This window comes from Aquitalea sp. (assembly GCF_030150775.1).
Classification (GTDB): Bacteria; Pseudomonadota; Gammaproteobacteria; order Burkholderiales; family Chromobacteriaceae; genus Aquitalea; species Aquitalea denitrificans.
Genome location: NZ_JASLFG010000051.1, coordinates 1 through 18,339, shown reverse-complemented (window position 1 = coordinate 18,339; position 18,339 = coordinate 1). Strand labels below are relative to the sequence as shown.

Here is an 18,339-nt window from a genome sequence, read left to right as displayed (position 1 = left end):
TTTTCCAGCAGCGGATGGTTGAGCAGCCGGTCTACCGAGGGCAGGCGGGCATACAGGTTTTTCAGCGGCATGACATGTGTTTTCAGAAGCGGGAATAACGATAGAGCAGGTAGAGCAGGCCCACCAGCAGCAGATTGCCGGCCAGCCAGCCCAGCAGGTGCAGCAACTGGCTACGCCGGCTGGTTGCGGGTTCGCAACGCTGGCGGTGCAAGGTGTGGGCAATGCATTGCCAGCCGTTCCAGGTGGCTTCGGCAATATCAGCCGGCAGGGACAGCAGTTTGCTGTCGTGGCGCGAGTCGCTGGTGTGCATGACATTCTCCTGCGAAGTGGGTGTTTCCATTGTGGATACTAGCCGAGTGCGGACAGCAATGGATAGTGATGTGTGATCTGCACGTATAATGCCGCCATGACTCAAGAAACCATGCTCCCATTTGCCGGCCTGACGCCGGATATTCTGCTGGATGCAGTGGAAAGTCTGGGGCTGCGCGCCTCCGGCAGTCTGCTGGTGCTCAACAGCTATGAAAACCGTGTCTACCAGTTGGGCATGGAGGATGGTCCGCCACTGGTGGCCAAGTTTTACCGCTCCGGTCGCTGGAGCGATGCGCAGATTATGGAGGAGCATGCTTTCAGTCTGGAACTGGCTGAGCGGGAAATCCCGGTGGTGCCGCCCTTGCTGTTTGGCGATGCCAGCCTGCATCACTACCAGGGTTTCCGCTTTGCCCTGTTTGCCCGTCGTGGTGGCCGGGTACCGGAGCTGGGTGACAGCAACACGCTGGAGTGGATAGGCCGTTTTCTGGGGCGTATCCACGCGCTGGGACAGGTCCTTCCGTATCAGTTCCGCCCCGCGCTGGACATCCGTAGCTTTGGAGAGGAGTCGGTTGCCTATCTGCTGGACGGCAATGTGCTGCCGGCTGATTTGCGCGAAGTGTATCGCGGTGTGGCCGCTCAGGCGCTGGATGGTGTGCGGCGCTGCTTTGAACGTGCCGGTGCGGTACGGCAGCTGCGGCTGCATGGCGATTGCCACAACGGCAATATGCTGTGGACTGATGATGGTCCGCATTTTGTCGATTTCGACGATAGCCGCATGGGCCCGGCAATGCAGGATTTGTGGATGTTGCTGTCTGGCACGCGTGATGAGCAGTCGGCCCAGTTAGCCGATGTGCTGGCTGGCTACGAGGACTTTTGTGATTTCGACCTGCGCGAGCTCTATCTGCTGGAAGGTCTGCGCACACTGCGCTTGCTGCATTACGCAGCCTGGCTGGCGCGGCGCTGGGATGATCCGGCATTCCCGGTGGCGTTTCCCTGGTTTGCGCAGCCGCGCTTCTGGGAGGAGCAGATTCTCTCGCTGCGTGAGCAGATTGCCCTGATGGATGAACCACCGTTGTGGCGACTGCCCTAGGCTTCAATCAGCTTGCTGCATGGCAAAAGCGTTAACAGATCTTAGTTGACGGCGCGTGGTGTCGGGTTGAAGCCGGGCTGGTGTTGTTTGGCCCAGGGCAGAAACTGGCTGGCGTCCATCGGCCGGGCAATGAAATAACCCTGTCCCAGTTGGCAACCGTGTTGTTGCATGATGTCCAGGTCCTGTTGTGTTTCTATGCCTTCGGCTACCGTACATAGTTTCATGCGGGTGCCAAGTTCGATGATGCTGTCGGTGATGGCCTGCAGATGAGGCTTGTCGGCAATCGAAGTAACTAGTGACTGGTCGATTTTCAGTTCGGTGAAGGGAAATCGGGTGAGTTGCTGGAAAGTGGCAAAGCCGGTACCAAAGTCATCAATCGACAGCCCCATGCCGGCCAGCCGCAGGCGGGCGGCAATGCCGATGGCGTCGGTCAGGCTGTCGGAAATGGCGGTCTCGGTAATCTCAAAAGTAATGTATCGGGCAGGTACCCGACTGCGTTGCAACCGGCTTTCCACGGCGGTGATCAGGCTGTTGCCCTGCAGGGAGCGGGCCGAAAGATTGATGGACAATGGCAGGCGCAGACCGTGGCGCGCCCACTCCTGCCATTGGCTCAAACCCTGTTCCAGCATGCTGAGTGTCAGTTCGGTAGCCCAGTCGTTCTGTTCAATCACCGGAATGAAACGGGCCGGGGCAATCAGCCCGCATTCCGGATGCTGCCAGCGCGCCAGCATTTCCGCCCCCTTGATGTGGCCGGTTTTAAGGTCGGTCTTGGGCTGGTAGTAAGGGATGATCTGGCCTAGCTCCAGCGCCTGACGCACGCTGGCCGGGTCGTATAGCGGGCAGGTTTCTCCGTTTTTTCCTGCCTGGGGGTATAGCCGCTGCAGCAAATCCAGCAGCTGGTTTTTATTCAGCGGTTTTTTCAGGCCGCCCAGTACCTGCAGACCCAGACCCGCCCCCATCAGCTCCAGTGTGGAAATGAGCATGTAGTCCTTGCCTGATGTCAGCACGATGTGCGGGGCAAGCTTTTCCGCCGCCAGTTGCTGCATCACCTGCACGCCGTCCATGCGCGGCATTTCCAGGTCGAGCAGCATCAGATCCGGCAGGCGTTCACGTGCCATGGCCATGCCTTCCTCGCCGTTGGCCGCGTGCCTGACACTGGAAAAACCCAGTTGCTGGCAGATTTCGCTGGCCAGTTGTCGGTGCAGGTTGCTGTCTTCCACGATCAACACATCCTGCATGTCGGCAAGCTGCATGCTGTCGGTCTCCTTCAGCGGCATATGGCCTTGGCAATGGTGTCCAGCGGCATTACCTCGTCAGCGGCCCCCAGCTTGATGGCTTCCTTGGGCATGCCGAACACCACGCAGCTGTCTTCATCCTGGGCGATGGTCTTGGCTCCTGCATCGTGCATTTCCTTCAGCCCCTTGGCACCATCATCGCCCATGCCGGTCATGATGATGCCCAGTGCATTGCGCCCGGCAAACTTGGCGGCGGAGCGGAACAGCACATCGACCGAAGGTTTGTGGCGGCTGACCAGTGGTCCGTCCACCACTTCCACTTGGTAGTAGGCACCACTGCGCTTGATCATCATGTGCTTGCCGCCAGGGGCGATCAGTGCCCGACCCGGCAGGATGCGGTCGCCACTGGCGGCTTCCTTGACTTCGATTTCCGACAGCCGGTCCAAGCGTTCGGCAAAGGATGCGGTGAATTTTTCTGGCATATGCTGCACGATGGCCAGCCCCGGGCAGGTGCGCGGCAGCTTGGTCAGAATGGCTTCCAGTGCCTGGGTGCCACCAGTGGAGGTGCCGATGGTGACGATGCGTTCAGTGGTCTGGAACATCTGCTGGCCTGTCGGTGCGGCCAGCACGGCATCTGCCGACAGCTTGGGGCGGGTTTCCAGCGGAGTGGGCGGCAGGCTGCGCATGCGGCTCATGCGGGCCAGCGCTGCGGCCTTTACCGCCTGAACCAGCAGGTTGTTGCTGTCCTGCAGAAACTGTTTTACGCCTGCATGCGGCTTGGCAATGACTTCCACAGCACCGGCAGCCATGGCCTGCATGCTGATGTCGGCCCCTTTCTGGGTGAGCGAGGAGCAGATAACCACCGGCGTGGGCCGGCTGGCCATGATCTGTTTGAGGAAGGTAATGCCGTCCATGCGCGGCATTTCCACATCCAGCACGATCACGTCCGGCCACTGCTGCTTCATTTTTTCCATGGCCACAATGGGGTCGGTGGCCACATCCATCACCTCGATACCGCTGCTGGCATTGAAGATTTCGCTCAGCACCTGCCGTACCACGGCGGAGTCGTCCACGATCATGACTTTGATGCTCATGCTTTTTTCCTTGTTTTGGCCGACAGCTTGTCCTGCGTGTCACCGTCCTGTGACAGGCGCACCCAGACATCGCCGGATTGCACGTCAAACACCACCATGCGGGGGCTGCTTCCACCCAGATCCTCCGCCTGCACATTCAGTCCCAGCTGTCGGGCCAGTTGCCTCGCCATTTCGACATTGCGGGCGGCCACATCATTGCTGCTGCGTTCCCCCTCCCGGTGCGACAGTACCGTGGCACCGCCCAGCAGCTTGACTTGAAACTCCCGCAGCGGCCTGCCACAAGCCAGCGCCGCCCGCAGCAACAGCAGCATGGCCTCGTCACCGTAGCGGCCGGACAAGGTGTCGCTGCTTTCGTTGCGCCGCGCCAGCAGGTAATGACACATGCCCCCTTGCAGCAGCTGTGGATGCCACATCACGATGGAGACACAGGACCCAAGCAAGGTGCTGATGATGTATTCCTGATCCGCGAATTTCCATTCACCCGGGTGCAGGAAAATCTCTTTGCGTACGTCGCTATGCATGGTGTCTTTATGGATTGCTGCGGCGCAAAGGCACCAGGCAGGCAAAATGGTTGCAAGTAGCTGCTAATCCCAATCTAGTTCAACACACTGCTGCTGTCCGCCTGAATCTGCATCACGGCAGGGTTGGCCAGTGCGGCCATTTCGTCCAGCGACATCACCTTGTCCATCTGCAACAGCATCAGGCAATGGTGCTCATGGCAGGCCAGACCGGCAATGAAGTCGGTGCGCAGCTGATTGCCGAATGGCGGTGGCGGCATGATGTCGATGCTGTTGAGGCTGATGACTTCATGTACGGCATCGACCAGCATGCCGACCGGCTGTGGCTGTGTCAGCGAGCCTGCCTGCAGGATGACGATGCAGCTGCGGCGCAGTACCTTGCCGGCCGGGCGGCCCAGCCGCTGTGCGAGATCGATGACCGGCACCACGCTGCCACGCAGGTTCATTACGCCATGCACGAATGCCGGCATCTGTGGCACGGTGGTTGGGCGGTGGTATTCCAGGATTTCCCTGATCTGCAGGATGTTGCAGGCAAAGGTTTCCGCACCCAGCTGGAAGCGCAGATACTGTCCGGCTGACTCAGTCATGCTTGTCTCCCGGCAATGGGCTGTCGGGCGCAGCAGTGACTGCAGTTGCCGCCGACTGGCACAGCTGCGACAGCACATCAGGCGTCAGCAATTGCCCGGCATCCAGCAGCAGGGTAAAGCCCTGTGCTTCGCGAACCATGCCAGCCAGCAGGCCGGGCGGCAGCAGCTTGCCCAGTTGCGGAGGCGCTTCGATGGCGTCGTTGGCAATATCTTCCACCGCATGTACTTCGTCGACCAGAATGCCGATATCACTGGCAGGTGCTGCTGTTGCCAGCTGCAGGATGATGATGCAGCTGCGGCGTTGCTGCGGGCTGGCCGGCAAGCCCAGGCAATGGGCAAGGTTGAGCACTGGCACTCCGTTGCCACGTAGGTTAAGTACGCCGGCAAGCAGGGGTGACATGCGGGGTAGGGTGGTCAGCGGCTGGTATTCCAGCAGTTCGCGGATGGCATCCAGCGTGATGCCCATCTGTCGCTCTCCGGTTCTGAAGCGCAGGTATTGCCGCTGCGCTGCCGCCGGGACAGACGGGTCCGGCTGTCGCGCATCAGCCTGTTTGCGCCAGTGTGCATGTGTGCCCATGCGGTTCTGCCTAGTAGCGGATGAAGTCGGAATCATCGGCATGATTGCCGCCGATACGTCGCAGCGGGGGAGACTGGCCTGTCTGCGGAGCCGGATGCTCATGCGGAACGGATGGGATGCCGGATGGGCCATCGCTGAGGCAGAAGTAGTTCATCAGCGCCAGCAGGCTCTCCGCCTGACTGGTCATCTGTTCTGCCGTGGAAGCAAGCTCTTCACTCACCGACGCGTTTTGCTGGGTGCTACCGTTCTGCTGTTGCACGGCACTGCTGATCTGGTTGACAGCGCTGGCTTGCTCGCTGGATGCCGCGGCGATTTCCTGTACCAGATCTGCGGTACGGCCACTGGAGCGCACCATTTCTCCCAGCAGTTTGCCGGCGTGTTCGGCCAGCCCCACGCTGCCGGTTGCCACCTGGCTGATTTCCTGGGCAGCCACCTGGCTGCGTTCTGCCAGTTTGCGTACTTCGGCAGCCACCACGGCGAAGCCCTTGCCATGCTCCCCGGCCCGCGCGGCTTCGATGGCGGCATTCAGCGCCAGCAGATTGGTTTGGTAGGCAATGTCATCGATGATGCCGATGCGATCGGCAATCTGGCGCATGGCGGTGGTGGTCAGGCGCACGGCTTCACCGCCCTCGGTCGCTTCACGGGCCGCCTGCTCGGCAATGCCTTCGGTAATGCGGGCATTGTCATTGGTCTGGTTGATGGCCGCCGACATCTCTTCGATCGCCGAGGTGGTTTCCTCGATGCCGGCAGCGGATTCGCTGGCCGACTGGGATAGTGACTGCGAGGTGGCATTCAGCTGCTGGGCGGCCGAGGCCAGGTTGGTGGCACCGTTTTTCACTTCCACCATGATGCCGGTCAGGGTGCTGACCGTGCGTGCCACCGAATGCATCATGCTGCTGTTGTCGCCCTTGCGCAGCGGCAGCTGGCCATTCAGATGTCCGGCTGCCAGTTGCTGCATGATCTGTGCGACGGCATGCGGCTCACCACCTATGGTCCGTCGCAGCGAGCGGATGATCAGGCCGGCCAGCAGGCTGCCCAACAGCAGTGCGCTGGCAGATAGCAGCAGCATGGTGTGGTAGGCCTTCTGGATATCCTGCTCGTTCTGCTGGCGGGCTTGCTCGTTCAGTCGCAGTTCGGTGTCGTACAACTGGCGCAAGGTTTCCATCAGCTGTTCCATGGCCGGTGTGACTTCTAGTTGCATGATACGGATGGCAGCCTCTTTTTCGTTGATTGCCGCTTGGGCTACCGATTTATCCATCAGTGCTAAAGCCGGTGGGCGGGTTTTGTGCAGTTGGCCCAGCAAATCTTTTTCATGCTGGGTGAGGGCTGGCTCGGCCAACATGTCGCGCATCATCGCTTGCTCGCCGTCCAGATAGCGTTGGTGGCCTTCGTTGTATTTCTGGATGGCCATGTTGATGGCGTGCAGGTCTGGATAAATGATGATGTTGCGATACATCACTCTTAGCTCCTGAGCCTGCTCGATCAGGATGGAAACACGCGTGGCATCTCGGTCATTGATACGCATGTCATCCAGCATCCTGCCGGTGTTGTCAAAGCTGTACAGGGCTACGCTGACGCAGAGCAACAAGAGCAGCAATATGCTGCCAAAGCCCAGGCTCAGCCGCATGGTGATGCTCATGGGTGCAGAATCTTTCATATTGGTTTCCCCGGTTGCCTGTTGTCATGGTATGGCCAGTTGTCTGGCAGCGTCACGGCTGCTCCCTGGCCTGCCAGGTATTGCATGTGTTCTTGTGCGCGGGCGTGCTGGGTAAGTGCCAGCACATCCAGGATGAGGGCGACTTCGCCATTGCCCAGAATGGTGGAGCCGCTAATGGCCTTGAGGTGGCGGAACAGCGGGCTCAAGGGTTTGATGACAGTCTGGAACTCGCCGTTCAGCGCATCCACCACCAGGCCGACCTTGCAGTCACCGGTCTGGATGATCACCACGTTCCGGCGCGGGCCGGGCTGGCCATCCAGTTCCAGAAAGCGCCGCAGCTCAAGCAAGGGCAGCACCTCGCCGCGCAGGCTGAAGCGACCGATTGCGCTACTGGCTTCCTGAGTCTCGGGCAAGGCCAGGCATTCCACCACGGTGTCCAGCGGCAGGACAAAGGTGGCGCTGCCCACCGTCACCAGAAAGCCATCGATGATGGCAAGCGTCAGTGGCAAGCGCAGCCGGAAGGTCGTGCCCAGGCCTTCTTCGCTTTCCACTTCTACCGTGCCCCGCAGTTGCTCGATATTTTTTTTCACCACATCCAGCCCGACACCACGGCCAGACAGGTTGCTGACCTGTGCTGCGGTGGAGAAGCCTGCTTCAAATATCAGCCGGAACACGTCCTGCTCAGTCGGCGGGTTATCGCCGGCAAGAATGCCACGTTGCCTGGCCTTGGCCAGAATGCGCTGTTTGCTCAGCCCGCCGCCATCATCGGCTACTTCTATCACGACGCTGCCGGATTCGTGATAGGCATCCAGCCAGACCCGACCTGCATCCGGCTTGCCGGCTACGCGGCGCTGTGCCACGTCCTCGATACCGTGATCAATGGCATTGCGCACCAGGTGGGTGAGCGGGTCTGCCAGCTTATCCACCATCGATTTGTCCAGTTCGGTGTCGGCACCGCTGATTTGCAGGCGGATTTCCTTGCCCAGGGCATGGCTGACATCGTGCACCACGCGGCCAAAGCGGCTGAAGGTTTCTCCGATGGGAACCATGCGCATTGCCAGGGTCTGGCCGCGAATCTGCTCGATCAGGCCCGACAGGATGGCGGTGGATTCCAGTAGCGGGCCGTTGCCATGGCTGCGGGCCAACAGGCTGGTGGCAGCCCCGGCAATCACCAGTTCGCCAACCAGGTTGATCAGGCTATCCAGCTTGCCGGCCTCCACCTTGATGAAGCGGCTTTCGCCCTGCCGGGTGGCTTTTCCCTCGCCATCTGCCGGTGTGACAAGCAGCGGTGTCGTAGGGGCGGTCAGATCCGGTGGGTCTGACCTGCCTGCCGCCTGCTGTGGCCATCGCCCCCATTGCTGCCATAGCTGGCTGGCGCGTTGCCGCTCGGCTGCATCTCCCAGTTGCAATGCCTGCTGCAGATGTTGTTCCAGTTGTGCTTGCGGGCTGATGATGAACTGGCTGCCCTCGCTGGCAAAGGCGAATACGCTGTCTAGTTGTTCCGCATCCACGGCACCGCAAAACTGCAGTTCCAGCCGCAGGTAATTACACTCGGGGTCAAAGCTGTCGTCGGCGGGCAAATTGCAGCTGTAACTGGCAATGCTGCGGATTTCTCCCAGCGTGGCCAGATAGCGGATGAAGGATGCCGGGTCCATGCCATTACGCAGCACATCCGGGCCAAAGCGCAGGGTCAGCAGCCAGTCGCCAGGCGGCGCTTGCTCGGCTGTTTCGGCGGTAGCCGGTTGCGGGCTTGAGGCGGTGTCCGCTTGCAGGCGCAGGGCAATCTCGGCAAGGATGGCGGCCTCCTCGCCGTCTGGCAGGGGCTGGCCTGCTTCCACGGCAGCCAGCTGTGCCTTGACATGGTCGTGGCTGCGCAGCAGCAGGCCGCTCAGTTCTGCATCCAGTTGCAGCTTGCCATCACGAAACTGATCCAGCAGGTTTTCTGCCTGATGGCTGAAGTGGACGATGTCTTCCAGCCCGAACAGTCCGGCTGAGCCCTTGATGGTGTGCATGCAGCGAAACAGAGCCCCTAGCTGCTCGGCGGTGATACTGTCCGCTTCGGCATCCAGCAGAATGCTTTCCATTTCCTCCAGCAGTTCTGCAGATTCCTGCAGGAAGGATTGCATGGCCTGTTCAAGATTCATCGTTGCCCTCCATACAGGCTTGCAACTGAGTAAAACCCATCAGCCGGAGGAAGTTGCTGACTGCCTGGCTGGGCTGAAACAGTCGCAGGCGGTGGCCCTGTTTTTCCATTACGGCTTGCAGCCATAGCAGTACCTGTACGCCGGCACAGTCTATTTCGCTGACTTGGGACAGATCCAGTAGCAGGTCCGGATGCTGGCGCAGCGCCTCGGCCAGTTGTTGCTGTAGTGCCGGGGCCTGGTAGATGGTCTGTTCGGCTGTCAGAGTGAGCAGATACGGCATAAAACCTCAGCCCTGGGTGAGCCGGGCAACGACAGCCAGCAGGTGAGTGGGTTCGAATGGCTTGACGATCCAGCTGCAGCCGCCTTTTTGCTGTCCCAGTTGCTGCAGGTGTGACGCATCCTGTGTGGTCAGGATGACGACGGGGGTATGTCCGTAGACAGGGTGCTGGCGGATGCTGTCCAGCAGGCCGAAACCGCCGAGCACGGGCATGTTGAGGTCGGTGAGAACCAGGTCGATCTGACGGCCATCCAGCATGGCCATGGCCTGCTGGCCATCAGCGGCCTGGATGACATGATGTCCGGCACCTTCCAGCGTCATCTTTACCACCAGACGCAGGCTGGTCGAATCGTCGACAATCAGTATGGTCTTGCTCATGCCCTTCCCCTCGTCGTGCTTGCCGCCCATGTGCAGGTTTGTCACTGCACCAGCCGGATTGCGGCCTGACGGTGATTTATCCGGCCTTGGCAGCCGTTTTTTGTCATCACAACATCTGCTTGTTGTTCTTGTTTTCTAGTTGCTGACCGGATTGAATGCAAACGGCTAGCACCGTATTCCAGCAGGGTGCAGGTAATAAAAAACCGGCCAGTAGGCCGGTTGAGTGTGCGGGCAGGGGGAGGGTTAGCCGGGAAACAGCAGTGGATTGAGTCCGCTGCGGGCAAATCCCTGTTCCTCCAGTGCGGCATCTAGCGCCAGGCTGGCCAGGTCGTCGGCCACGGCTTCGGCCTGCTGGTCCTTGTCCAGCGACAGGATTTTCAGATAGCTGCCGCAGTCGCCACAGGATTCGCCACGTACGGCTGCATGGACGTTTTCCAGCGACCAGTAGCCGATGTCGCGCGTTGCCTCGCAGTTGCTGCACTTGGCGCGCACCAGATGCCACTCGCTTTCGCACAGGCTGCAGTGCAGATAGCGCAGACCGGCCTCATTACCCTGGCGTACCACGCTGGCCACCGGCGCACTGGCACATACCGGGCACAGGTGACGCGCATCGCCCGGTTCGGCCACGGCAGCCACCTTCAACTGGCTGGCCAACTGGCTGAAGTACACCGACAAGGCCGCCCAGATGAAGGGGGCTTGGGCACTGTCCACTGCTGCCAGATCCCCCGACAACAGCTTCTGGGCGGCTGCTTCCAGCCGTGCCGGAGGACTGTCAGCCAGCGTGTTGAGCACGCCGGCCAGCACCGGACTGGCACCGTCCACCAGCTGTGCACACAGGGCAAGCAGCACCTGCTGCCACTGTGCGTCACGTTGCCAGGCCATGGCACCCAGGGGCGGCAGGCCGTGTTCGGCACACTGCTGGAAATAGTCCTCCCGCTCGGGCAGTAACACCGGTTGGCTGTGCACCAGCTGGTGTTGTGCCTGGGCAATGCGGCTGGCCAGTTGCAGGTAATCGGCCATGACATGCCCCGCCGCCAACTGCTGCAGCCGGGCCGCGCGCTGACGATACAGCGTGGCCGGCTGCGGCAGCAGCAGCGGGGTGATGTCCAGGCTGGCTGCCTGACGTTCGGCCAATTGCTCGACCGGAACAATGCGTATGCTCATGGCTTGTGCTTGTCTCCAGTCATTTCACGGTACCAGCGCGGATGGTGCTTCTTGGCCCAGGCATGGGTGACCACACCTTCCACCATGGCGCGGATGGTGCCGCGCACCCAGATGGCGGCGTACACATGCACGATGATGCCGGCAATCAGCGCCAGCGCACTCCAGGCATGCAGCAGCAGGGCCACGCGGATCAGCTCGATGGGGAAGTAATAGGCAAAGTAGGGTCGCCAGATGATGACGCCGGTGCAAATCAATACCAGCAGGCAACCTGTCATCAGCCAGAACATGCCTTTCTGACCGCCGTTGTACTTGCCGATGTCGCCGACTTCATGGCCTGCCAGCACCGATTTCACCGATTTCATCCACTTGATGTCTTCCTGGTCGATGAAATTGTGATGCCAGTAACGGAAAAACTGGCGGGCAAAGCCGACAAACATCATCACGCCCACGAATGGGTGCACGATGCGCGCCAGCTGCGGTGTGCCGAATACCCCGGTGAGCCAGAAGAAGGCCGGGTAGAAAAAGGCCAGGCCGGAGATGGCCAGCAACAGGAAACACAGCGCCACGATCCAGTGGTTGATGCGTTCCGCCGCGCTATAGCGCTTGATCAGCTTTTCCTTGCTCATGGCTTGTCCTCCTCTTCGTCATCTTCGGCCTTGTTGGGGCCGACGCCGATGTAGTGGAAGAAGCCGAACAGCACCGAAGCGGCCAGGCCGATGGTGGACAGCGGCTTGAGTATGCCCTTCCACAGGCTGACCACCGGGCTGATCTGCGGATCCTTCTTCAGTCCGTGGTACAGCTCGGGCTGATCGGCATGGTGCAGCACATACATCACATGGGTGCCGCCCACGCCTTGCGGATCGTACAGCCCTGCATTGGCATAACCACGGGTTTTCAGCTCGTCCACCCGTTCCTGTGCGTATTCCTTCATGTCCTCCTTGCTGCCAAAGCGGATGGCACCGGTGGGACAGGTTTTCACACAGGCCGGCTCCTGTCCCACGCTTACCCGGTCGGAACACAAGGTGCACTTGTAGGCCTTGTTGTCCTTCTGGTTGATGCGCGGCACATTGAAGGGACAGCCGGAAATGCAGTAGCCGCAGCCGATGCAGTGCTCGGACTGGAAGTCCACGATGCCGTTGGCGTACTGGATGATGGCACCGGGTGAGGGGCAGGCTTTCAGGCAGCCGGGGTCGGTACAGTGCATGCAGCCGTCCTTGCGGATCAGCCATTCCAGCTTGCCGTTCTGCTCCACTTCGCTGTAGCGCATCACCGTCCAGCTTTCGGCGGACAGGTCGGCCGGGTTGTCGTACACCCCGACATTGCTGCCCACTTCGTCGCGCAGGTCATTCCACTCCGAACAGGCCACCTGACAGGCCTTGCAGCCAATGCAGGTGGACACGTCGATCAGCTTGGCCACTTCCGCCTTGTGCTCGCGCGCAATCGGCGGCTGGGTGGGGCTGGCGGAGCGGCGCAGGATATCTTGCGATTGCAGTGACATGGTCGCTCCTATGCTTTCTCAACGTTGACGAGGAAGGACTTGAACTCCGGCGTCTGGGTATTGGCATCCCCGACAAACGGCGTCAGCGTGTTGGCGATAAAGCCTTTCTTGGTGAGGCCCTCGAAGCCCCAGTGGATGGGCACGCCGACATGGTGGACCAGCTGGCCGTTCACCTTCAGTGCCTTGATGCGCTTGGTCACCACCGCCTTGGCCTTGATATAGCCGCGCTTGGACGACACTTTCACCATGTCGCCATGCGCAATGCCTTTCTCCCTGGCCAGTTCCTCGCCGATTTCCACAAACTGTTCCGGCTGCATGATGGCGTTCAGCCGCGCATGCTTGGTCCAGTAATGGAAGTGCTCGGTCAGGCGATAAGTGGTGGCCGCATAGGGGAACTGCTGATGCTGGCCCAGCTCGGCCTTGTCGTCCTTGAACAGGCGGGCTGCCGGGTTGGACACCACCTTGGGATGCAGCGGGTTGGTGCCAAGCGGCGTCTCGAACGGCTCGTAATGCTCCGGGAACGGCCCTTCAGCCATCTTGTCCAGCGCAAACAGGCGTCCCAGCCCTTCCGGCTGCATGATGAAGGGAGACATGGGGCTGCCAGGCGGCTCGTCGATCTTGAAGTCCGGCACGTCGATGCCCACCCACTTTTCGCCATTCCACTTGATCAGCGTGCGTTTCTTGTCCCATGGCGTGCCATCCGGTTTGCAGGATGCACGGTTGTACAGGATGCGGCGGTTGGCCGGCCACGCCCAGGCCCAGCCCAGGGTGTTGCCAAGGCCGGACGGGTCGCTGTTGTCGCGCCGTGCCATCTGGTTGCCGGCCTGGGTCCAGCTACCGGCAAAAATCCAGCACCCGGAGGCGGTGCTGCCATCGGCCTGCAACAGGGCGAAACCAGGCAATAGCTCGCCCTTTTTCGCCAGGAACTGGCCGGGGTTTTTCGGATCGGGCAGATCAGCCAGCGCCTTGCCGTTCAGCTCCTTGGCCAACTCTTCCGGCTTGGGCTCGTGCGGGTCGCCATAAGCCCAGGCCAGGCTGTTGATGGCATCCGGGAAGGCACCGCCATCCTTGGCATACATGGCCTTGATCTTCAGGAAGATACCCGCCAGGATTTGCGGGTCGGTCATGGCTTCGCCGGGGCCTTCCGCTCCCTTCCAGTGCCATTGCAGCCAGCGACCGGAGTTGACGATGGAGCCGTCTTCCTCGGCAAAACAGGTGGTGGGCAGGCGGAACACTTCGGTCTGGATCTTGGCCGGATCGACGTCGTTCTGCTCACCGTGGTTCTGCCAGAAGGTGGAGGTTTCCGTCACCAGCGGGTCCATGATCACCAGGAACTTGAGTCGCGACAGCGAGGCCACGATCTTGTTCTTGTTGGGGAAGGACGCCACCGGGTTGAAGCCCTGGCAGAAGTAGCCATTCACCTTGCCCTGGTGCATCAGCTCGAAGTACTGCAGCACGTCGTAGCCCTTGTCCCACTTGGGCAGCCAGTCATAGCCCCAGTTGTTGTCCGCCGTGGCCTTGTCGCCCCACATGGACTTCATGAAGGAGACAAAGAACTTGGGGTAGTTCTGCCAGTAGTTCATCTGGCCGTCTGCCAGCGGCTTGCTGGTGTACTTGGCCAGATAACTGTCCAGCGTTGCTTCTTTTTCCGACGGCATGGTCATGTAACCCGGCAGGCTGGTGGACAGCAGGCCGAGGTCGGTCAGACCCTGGATATTGGAGTGCCCGCGCAGCGCATTGATGCCGCCACCGGCCATGCCCATATTGCCCAGCAACAGCTGGATCATCGCCATGGTACGGATGTTTTGCGCACCAATGGAATGCTGGGTCCAGCCCAGTGCATACAGGAAGGAGGTGGTCTTGTCCGGTGCGCTGGTTTCTGCCAGATGCTCGCAAATGGCCTGGAAGGCTTCCTTGGGTGTGCCGCAGATATTGGCCACCACGTCGGCGGTGTAGCGCGACACATGCTGTTTGAGCAGGTTGATGACACAGCGCGGGTCACTCAGCGTGTCGTCGCGTTTGGCCATGCCCTTCTCATCCAGCTGGTAGGCCCAGGTGGATTTGTCATACTTGCGTTTTTCCGCGTCATAGCCGCTGAACAGGCCGTCTTCAAAGGTGAAGTCCGGGTGTACCAGCAGTGCCGCATTGGTGTAGGCGAGCGTGTATTCCTTGTTGTATTTGCCGGTTTCCAGCAAATAGCGGATCACGCCGGACAACAGGGTAATGTCCGTGCCGGTGCGGATGGGCGCGTAGAAGTCTGCCACCGAGGCAGTACGGGTAAAGCGCGGGTCGATGACCAGCAGCTTGGCCTTGTTGCGGGTCTTGGCCTCAATGGCCCAGCGGAAGCCAACCGGGTGTGCTTCGGCGGCATTGCCACCCATCACCACGATCAGATTGGCGTTCTTGATGTCGACCCAATGGTTTGTCATGGCACCGCGACCAAATGTTGGGGCAAGACTTGCCACCGTTGGTCCGTGTCATACACGCGCCTGATTGTCGACAGCCAGCATGCCCAGGCTGCGAGTAAATTTGTGGGTCAGCCAGCCAGCTTCATTGCTGGAGGCCGAAGCGGCCAGAAAACCGGTGGACAGCCAGCGGTTCACCGTCACGCCATCCGCGTTCTTGGCCATGAAATTGGCGTCGCGGTCCTGCTTGATGTGCTTGGCGATGCGTGCAAACGCTTCATCCCAGCTGATGCGCTTCCATTCATTACTGCCCGCTTCCCGTACTTCCGGGTGTTTCAGGCGGTTCGGGCTGTGGATGAAATCCACTAGACCGGCACCTTTGGGACAGAGCGCACCACGGTTGACCGGGTGATCCGGGTCGCCTTCGATATGGAAAATTTCGGACTTGGCGTTCTTGGCGCCATCGCCCAGGCCGTACATGAGAATGCCACAGCCTACCGAGCAGTAAGGACAGGTGTTGCGGGTTTCACTGGCACGCATCAGCTTGTAGCTGCGTACATCCGCCATTGCCTTTTCCGGCAAGAGGCCCAGTGTTGCAATCGTAGAACCTGCCATACCCCCAGCGCACAGCTTGAAAAACTGTCGCCGATTGACCTGCATGGAGGGACTCCTTGTTGAACAAGAAAGAAATGATCGGCTCAGGGAGGTCATCCGGCCTGTCCAGCCCCCATGTACTCACGACAATAAGGACTGGCCTGACCCATCAGACGGTTGTAGCCTTCATGCATTATCGTCAGCAAATTGCATAAGCTCAAATGGCCAATGTCAATCCACCCATTGAAGATTTAAATCAGCTGCCGACAGCGCCAAATACCCACTATCCGGTGCAACAACAGGTGCAACGCTGGCAATGGCGGGATGGCATGACCCTGCAGGGCGGGCCGGACGTGCTGGCCTGCGAAGTGCCGGCGGCCCTGGTCTACAACGGGCTGGCACATGTGGTGATGATGGTCAGCCCGCAGCAACTGGAAGCGTTTGCCCGCGGCTTTACCCTGGCCGAAGGTATTGCCCGCACGGTGGCTGACATTTACGACATCGAAGTGCGAGAAGTTGCCAGCGGGATTGAAATCCATGTCGAGCTGGCTAGCGCCTGCTTTGCCGCACTCAAGGAAAGACGGCGGCAACTGGCCGGGCGCACCGGCTGCGGCCTGTGCGGAGTGGAGCAACTGGCCGAAGTATTCCGCCCGCTGCCAGCCCTGCCGCACAGCGTGCGCCTGGCCTTGCCTGCCTTGAATCAGGCGCTGGAGAGCCTGCCGGTGCAACAGGTGCTGTCGCAGGCTACCGGCTGTGCCCACGCTGCGGCCTGGCTGACGCTGGATGGACAGTTATTGCAAGTGTGCGAGGACGTGGGGAGGCACGTGGCGCTGGACAAGCTGATTGGCTGCCGTGCGCTAGCTGACTGGGGGGCGGGTGTGGCGCTGGTGACCAGCCGCGCCAGTTATGAAATGGTGCAAAAGGCCGCCGCGGCCGGGATTGAAATCCTGGTGGCGGTGGCGGCACCCACCGCGCTGGCGGTACAAATGGCCGAGCAATACGGCCTTACCTTGCTGGGTTTTGCCCGGCCCGGCCGGGTGAATGTCTACACCCATCCGCTGCGCCTGTTAACAGAAGATGCCTGAGCGGCCACGTCCCATGGGCTGATGCGCTGGATCTGGTGCTCCGGCAGTATTCATTCCCAATAATCCGGCCGGGCAGGGGACCGCTTTTGTTGCATTGCGCAAAGGGCGGTGGGCATTGTCGAACAATGGCCTTGCTTTTGTGGCAAAGATCGGGTCAGAATCGAAGTCCGACATATCAACCTTTCTATATAAGAAGCAAGCATGGCACTCATCGTACAAAAGTACGGCGGTACCTCGATGGGCTCTCCGGAGCGCATCAAGAACGTGGCCCGCCGTGTCGCCAAATGGAAAGCGCAGGGACATGATGTCGTGGTAGTGGTATCTGCCATGAGTGGCGAAACCAACCGACTGATTGCCCTTGCCAAAGAGATCCAGGCTTATCCGGACCCGCGCGAGCTGGATGTGATCATTTCCACCGGCGAGCAAGTCACCATCGGCCTGTTGGCCATGGCGCTCAAGGACGCCGGCGTTAATGCCAAGAGCTACTGTGGCTGGCAGGTGCGCGTCACTACCGACGACGCCCACAACAAGGCCCGCATTCAATCCATCGACGAAGCCGCCATGCGGACAGACCTTGCTGCCGGTTCGGTAGTGGTCGTGGCCGGCTTCCAGGGCGTGGATGAAAACGGCAACATCACCACGCTGGGGCGTGGTGGTTCCGACACTTCCGCCGTGGCACTGGCTGCCGCGCTGAAAGCGGATGAATGTCAGATCTATACCGACGTGGACGGTGTATACACCACCGACCCGCGCGTGGTGCCCGATGCCCGTCGTCTCAAGACCATCACCTTCGAGGAGATGATCGAGATGGCGTCGCTGGGTTCCAAGGTATTGCAGATCCGTTCGGTAGAGTTCGCCGGGAAATACAAGGTACGTCTGCGTGTACTGTCCAGCTTCGAGGATGAAGGGGAAGGCACGCTGATTACGTTCGAGGAAGATGAAAACATGGAAAAGGCCGTCGTTGCAGGCATTGCATTTGACCGTAATGAAGCTCGCATCAATGTGAAAGGCGTGCCGGACAAACCGGGTATCGCCTACCAGATCCTGGGCCCGATTGCTGATGCCAACATCGAAGTCGACATGATCATCCAGAACGTGGGCGAGAACGGAACCACCGACTTCTCCTTCACCGTGCCGCGTGGTGAATTCCACCGCACCATGGACATCCTGCGCGAAGTGCAAACCCATATTGGCGCTGCCAAGATCGACGCCGACGAAAAAGTGGCCAAGATCTCCATCGTCGGCGTGGGCATGCGTTCGCACTGTGGCGTGGCTTCCACCATGTTCCGTACCCTGGCTGAAGAGGGCATCAACATCCAGATGATCTCCACTTCCGAAATCAAGGTATCGGTACTGGTGGACGAGAAATACCTGGAGCTGGGCGTGCGCGTGTTGCACAAGGTATTCGGTCTGGATCAGCCGGCGTAATTTTTTACGCAAATGCTTGACAGAGGGCGCCTGCTTGCTTAATATGGCGCTCTCTGAACGGAGAAATGGCCGAGTGGTCGAAGGCACTTCCCTGCTAAGGAAGCATACGGGCTTAAACCTGTATCGAGGGTTCGAATCCCTCTTTCTCCGCCAGAATCTGCACCCGTAGCTCAGTTGGATAGAGTATTTGGCTACGAACCAAAGGGTCGGGCGTTCGAATCGCTCCGGGTGCACCAAAGTCCCTATAGTTTAGCGGTTAGAACACCGCCCTTTCACGGCGGTAGCCGGGGTTCGATTCC

General features: G+C 60.1%; 17 protein-coding genes and 2 tRNA genes. 5 read left to right on the top strand and 14 right to left on the bottom strand.

The genetic code is table 11. The features are described 5' to 3' along the window. Positions 1-82 precede the first annotated feature (82 nt). Positions 83-310 carry a hypothetical protein gene (locus QVF59_RS17530; protein ID WP_287881477.1) on the bottom strand — a complete coding sequence of 76 codons (228 nt, stop codon included), beginning with the start codon at positions 308-310 and terminating at the stop codon, positions 83-85. 96 nt (positions 311-406) lie between these two features. Between QVF59_RS17530 and QVF59_RS17525 the strand changes: the two genes are divergently transcribed. After that, a complete protein-coding gene (locus QVF59_RS17525; protein ID WP_287881476.1) occupies positions 407-1,399 on the top strand; it encodes a serine/threonine protein kinase in 993 nt (330 codons plus the stop codon). 41 nt (positions 1,400-1,440) lie between these two features. On the opposite strand, the gene QVF59_RS17520 is transcribed toward QVF59_RS17525, so the two are convergent. The 13 genes from QVF59_RS17520 to fdnG all read right to left on the bottom strand — a co-directional run bounded on the left by QVF59_RS17520 (position 1,441) and on the right by fdnG (position 15,593). Next, positions 1,441-2,652, bottom strand: coding sequence for an EAL domain-containing response regulator (locus tag QVF59_RS17520; RefSeq protein WP_287881475.1), 1,212 nt, complete (start codon positions 2,650-2,652; stop codon positions 1,441-1,443). A 14-nt stretch (positions 2,653-2,666) separates the two neighbouring features. Then, a complete protein-coding gene (locus QVF59_RS17515; RefSeq protein WP_159879296.1) occupies positions 2,667-3,728 on the bottom strand; it encodes a protein-glutamate methylesterase/protein-glutamine glutaminase in 1,062 nt (353 codons plus the stop codon). Next, positions 3,725-4,249, bottom strand: coding sequence for a chemotaxis protein CheD (locus QVF59_RS17510; RefSeq protein ID WP_159879294.1), 525 nt, complete (start codon positions 4,247-4,249; stop codon positions 3,725-3,727). Before QVF59_RS17510 ends, QVF59_RS17515 begins: the two co-directional genes overlap by 4 nt. A 74-nt stretch (positions 4,250-4,323) precedes the next feature. Further along, positions 4,324-4,833 (bottom strand): chemotaxis protein CheW, encoded by a 510-nt coding sequence (locus QVF59_RS17505; protein WP_205677451.1) that lies wholly within the window; start codon positions 4,831-4,833, stop codon positions 4,324-4,326. After that, positions 4,826-5,410 (bottom strand): chemotaxis protein CheW, encoded by a 585-nt coding sequence (locus tag QVF59_RS17500; protein ID WP_287881474.1) that lies wholly within the window; start codon positions 5,408-5,410, stop codon positions 4,826-4,828. The genes QVF59_RS17505 and QVF59_RS17500 overlap by 8 nt, the downstream gene beginning before the upstream one ends. Before the next feature lie 10 nt (positions 5,411-5,420). Further along, entirely contained in the window at positions 5,421-7,067 is a 1,647-nt protein-coding gene (locus tag QVF59_RS17495; protein WP_287881473.1) for a methyl-accepting chemotaxis protein, read from the bottom strand. Further along, a complete protein-coding gene (locus QVF59_RS17490) occupies positions 7,064-9,211 on the bottom strand; it encodes a chemotaxis protein CheA (protein ID WP_287881472.1) in 2,148 nt (715 codons plus the stop codon). The genes QVF59_RS17495 and QVF59_RS17490 overlap by 4 nt, the downstream gene beginning before the upstream one ends. Then, positions 9,201-9,491, bottom strand: coding sequence for an STAS domain-containing protein (locus tag QVF59_RS17485; protein ID WP_287881471.1), 291 nt, complete (start codon positions 9,489-9,491; stop codon positions 9,201-9,203). Before QVF59_RS17485 ends, QVF59_RS17490 begins: the two co-directional genes overlap by 11 nt. Positions 9,492-9,497: 6 nt before the next feature. After that, a complete protein-coding gene (locus QVF59_RS17480) occupies positions 9,498-9,866 on the bottom strand; it encodes a response regulator (RefSeq protein ID WP_159879282.1) in 369 nt (122 codons plus the stop codon). 243 nt (positions 9,867-10,109) lie between these two features. Next, the gene (gene fdhE, locus QVF59_RS17475) at positions 10,110-11,030 is read right to left on the bottom strand and encodes a formate dehydrogenase accessory protein FdhE (protein WP_287881470.1); all 921 of its coding nucleotides are present in this window, start codon (positions 11,028-11,030) and stop codon (positions 10,110-10,112) included. Further along, positions 11,027-11,656, bottom strand: a complete 630-nt coding sequence (locus tag QVF59_RS17470; RefSeq protein ID WP_159879278.1) for a formate dehydrogenase subunit gamma — start codon at positions 11,654-11,656, stop codon at positions 11,027-11,029. Before QVF59_RS17470 ends, fdhE begins: the two co-directional genes overlap by 4 nt. Then, positions 11,653-12,528, bottom strand: a complete 876-nt coding sequence (gene fdxH, locus QVF59_RS17465; protein WP_287881469.1) for a formate dehydrogenase subunit beta — start codon at positions 12,526-12,528, stop codon at positions 11,653-11,655. Before fdxH ends, QVF59_RS17470 begins: the two co-directional genes overlap by 4 nt. 8 nt (positions 12,529-12,536) lie before the next feature. Next, positions 12,537-15,593 (bottom strand): formate dehydrogenase-N subunit alpha, encoded by a 3,057-nt coding sequence (gene fdnG, locus QVF59_RS17460; RefSeq protein ID WP_287881468.1) that lies wholly within the window; start codon positions 15,591-15,593, stop codon positions 12,537-12,539. A 155-nt stretch (positions 15,594-15,748) separates the two neighbouring features. On the opposite strand from fdnG, the gene fdhD reads away from it, so the two are divergent. The 4 genes from fdhD (at position 15,749) to QVF59_RS17440 (ending at position 18,276) form a co-directional block, all read left to right on the top strand. Next, entirely contained in the window at positions 15,749-16,612 is an 864-nt protein-coding gene (fdhD, locus tag QVF59_RS17455) for a formate dehydrogenase accessory sulfurtransferase FdhD (protein WP_287881467.1), read from the top strand. A 201-nt stretch (positions 16,613-16,813) separates the two neighbouring features. Then, entirely contained in the window at positions 16,814-18,040 is a 1,227-nt protein-coding gene (locus tag QVF59_RS17450; protein ID WP_159879270.1) for an aspartate kinase, read from the top strand. 59 nt (positions 18,041-18,099) lie between these two features. Continuing rightward, positions 18,100-18,193, top strand: a tRNA-Ser gene (locus QVF59_RS17445). Between the two features lie 6 nt (positions 18,194-18,199). After that, a tRNA-Arg gene (locus QVF59_RS17440) sits at positions 18,200-18,276 on the top strand. Positions 18,277-18,339 lie beyond the last annotated feature (63 nt).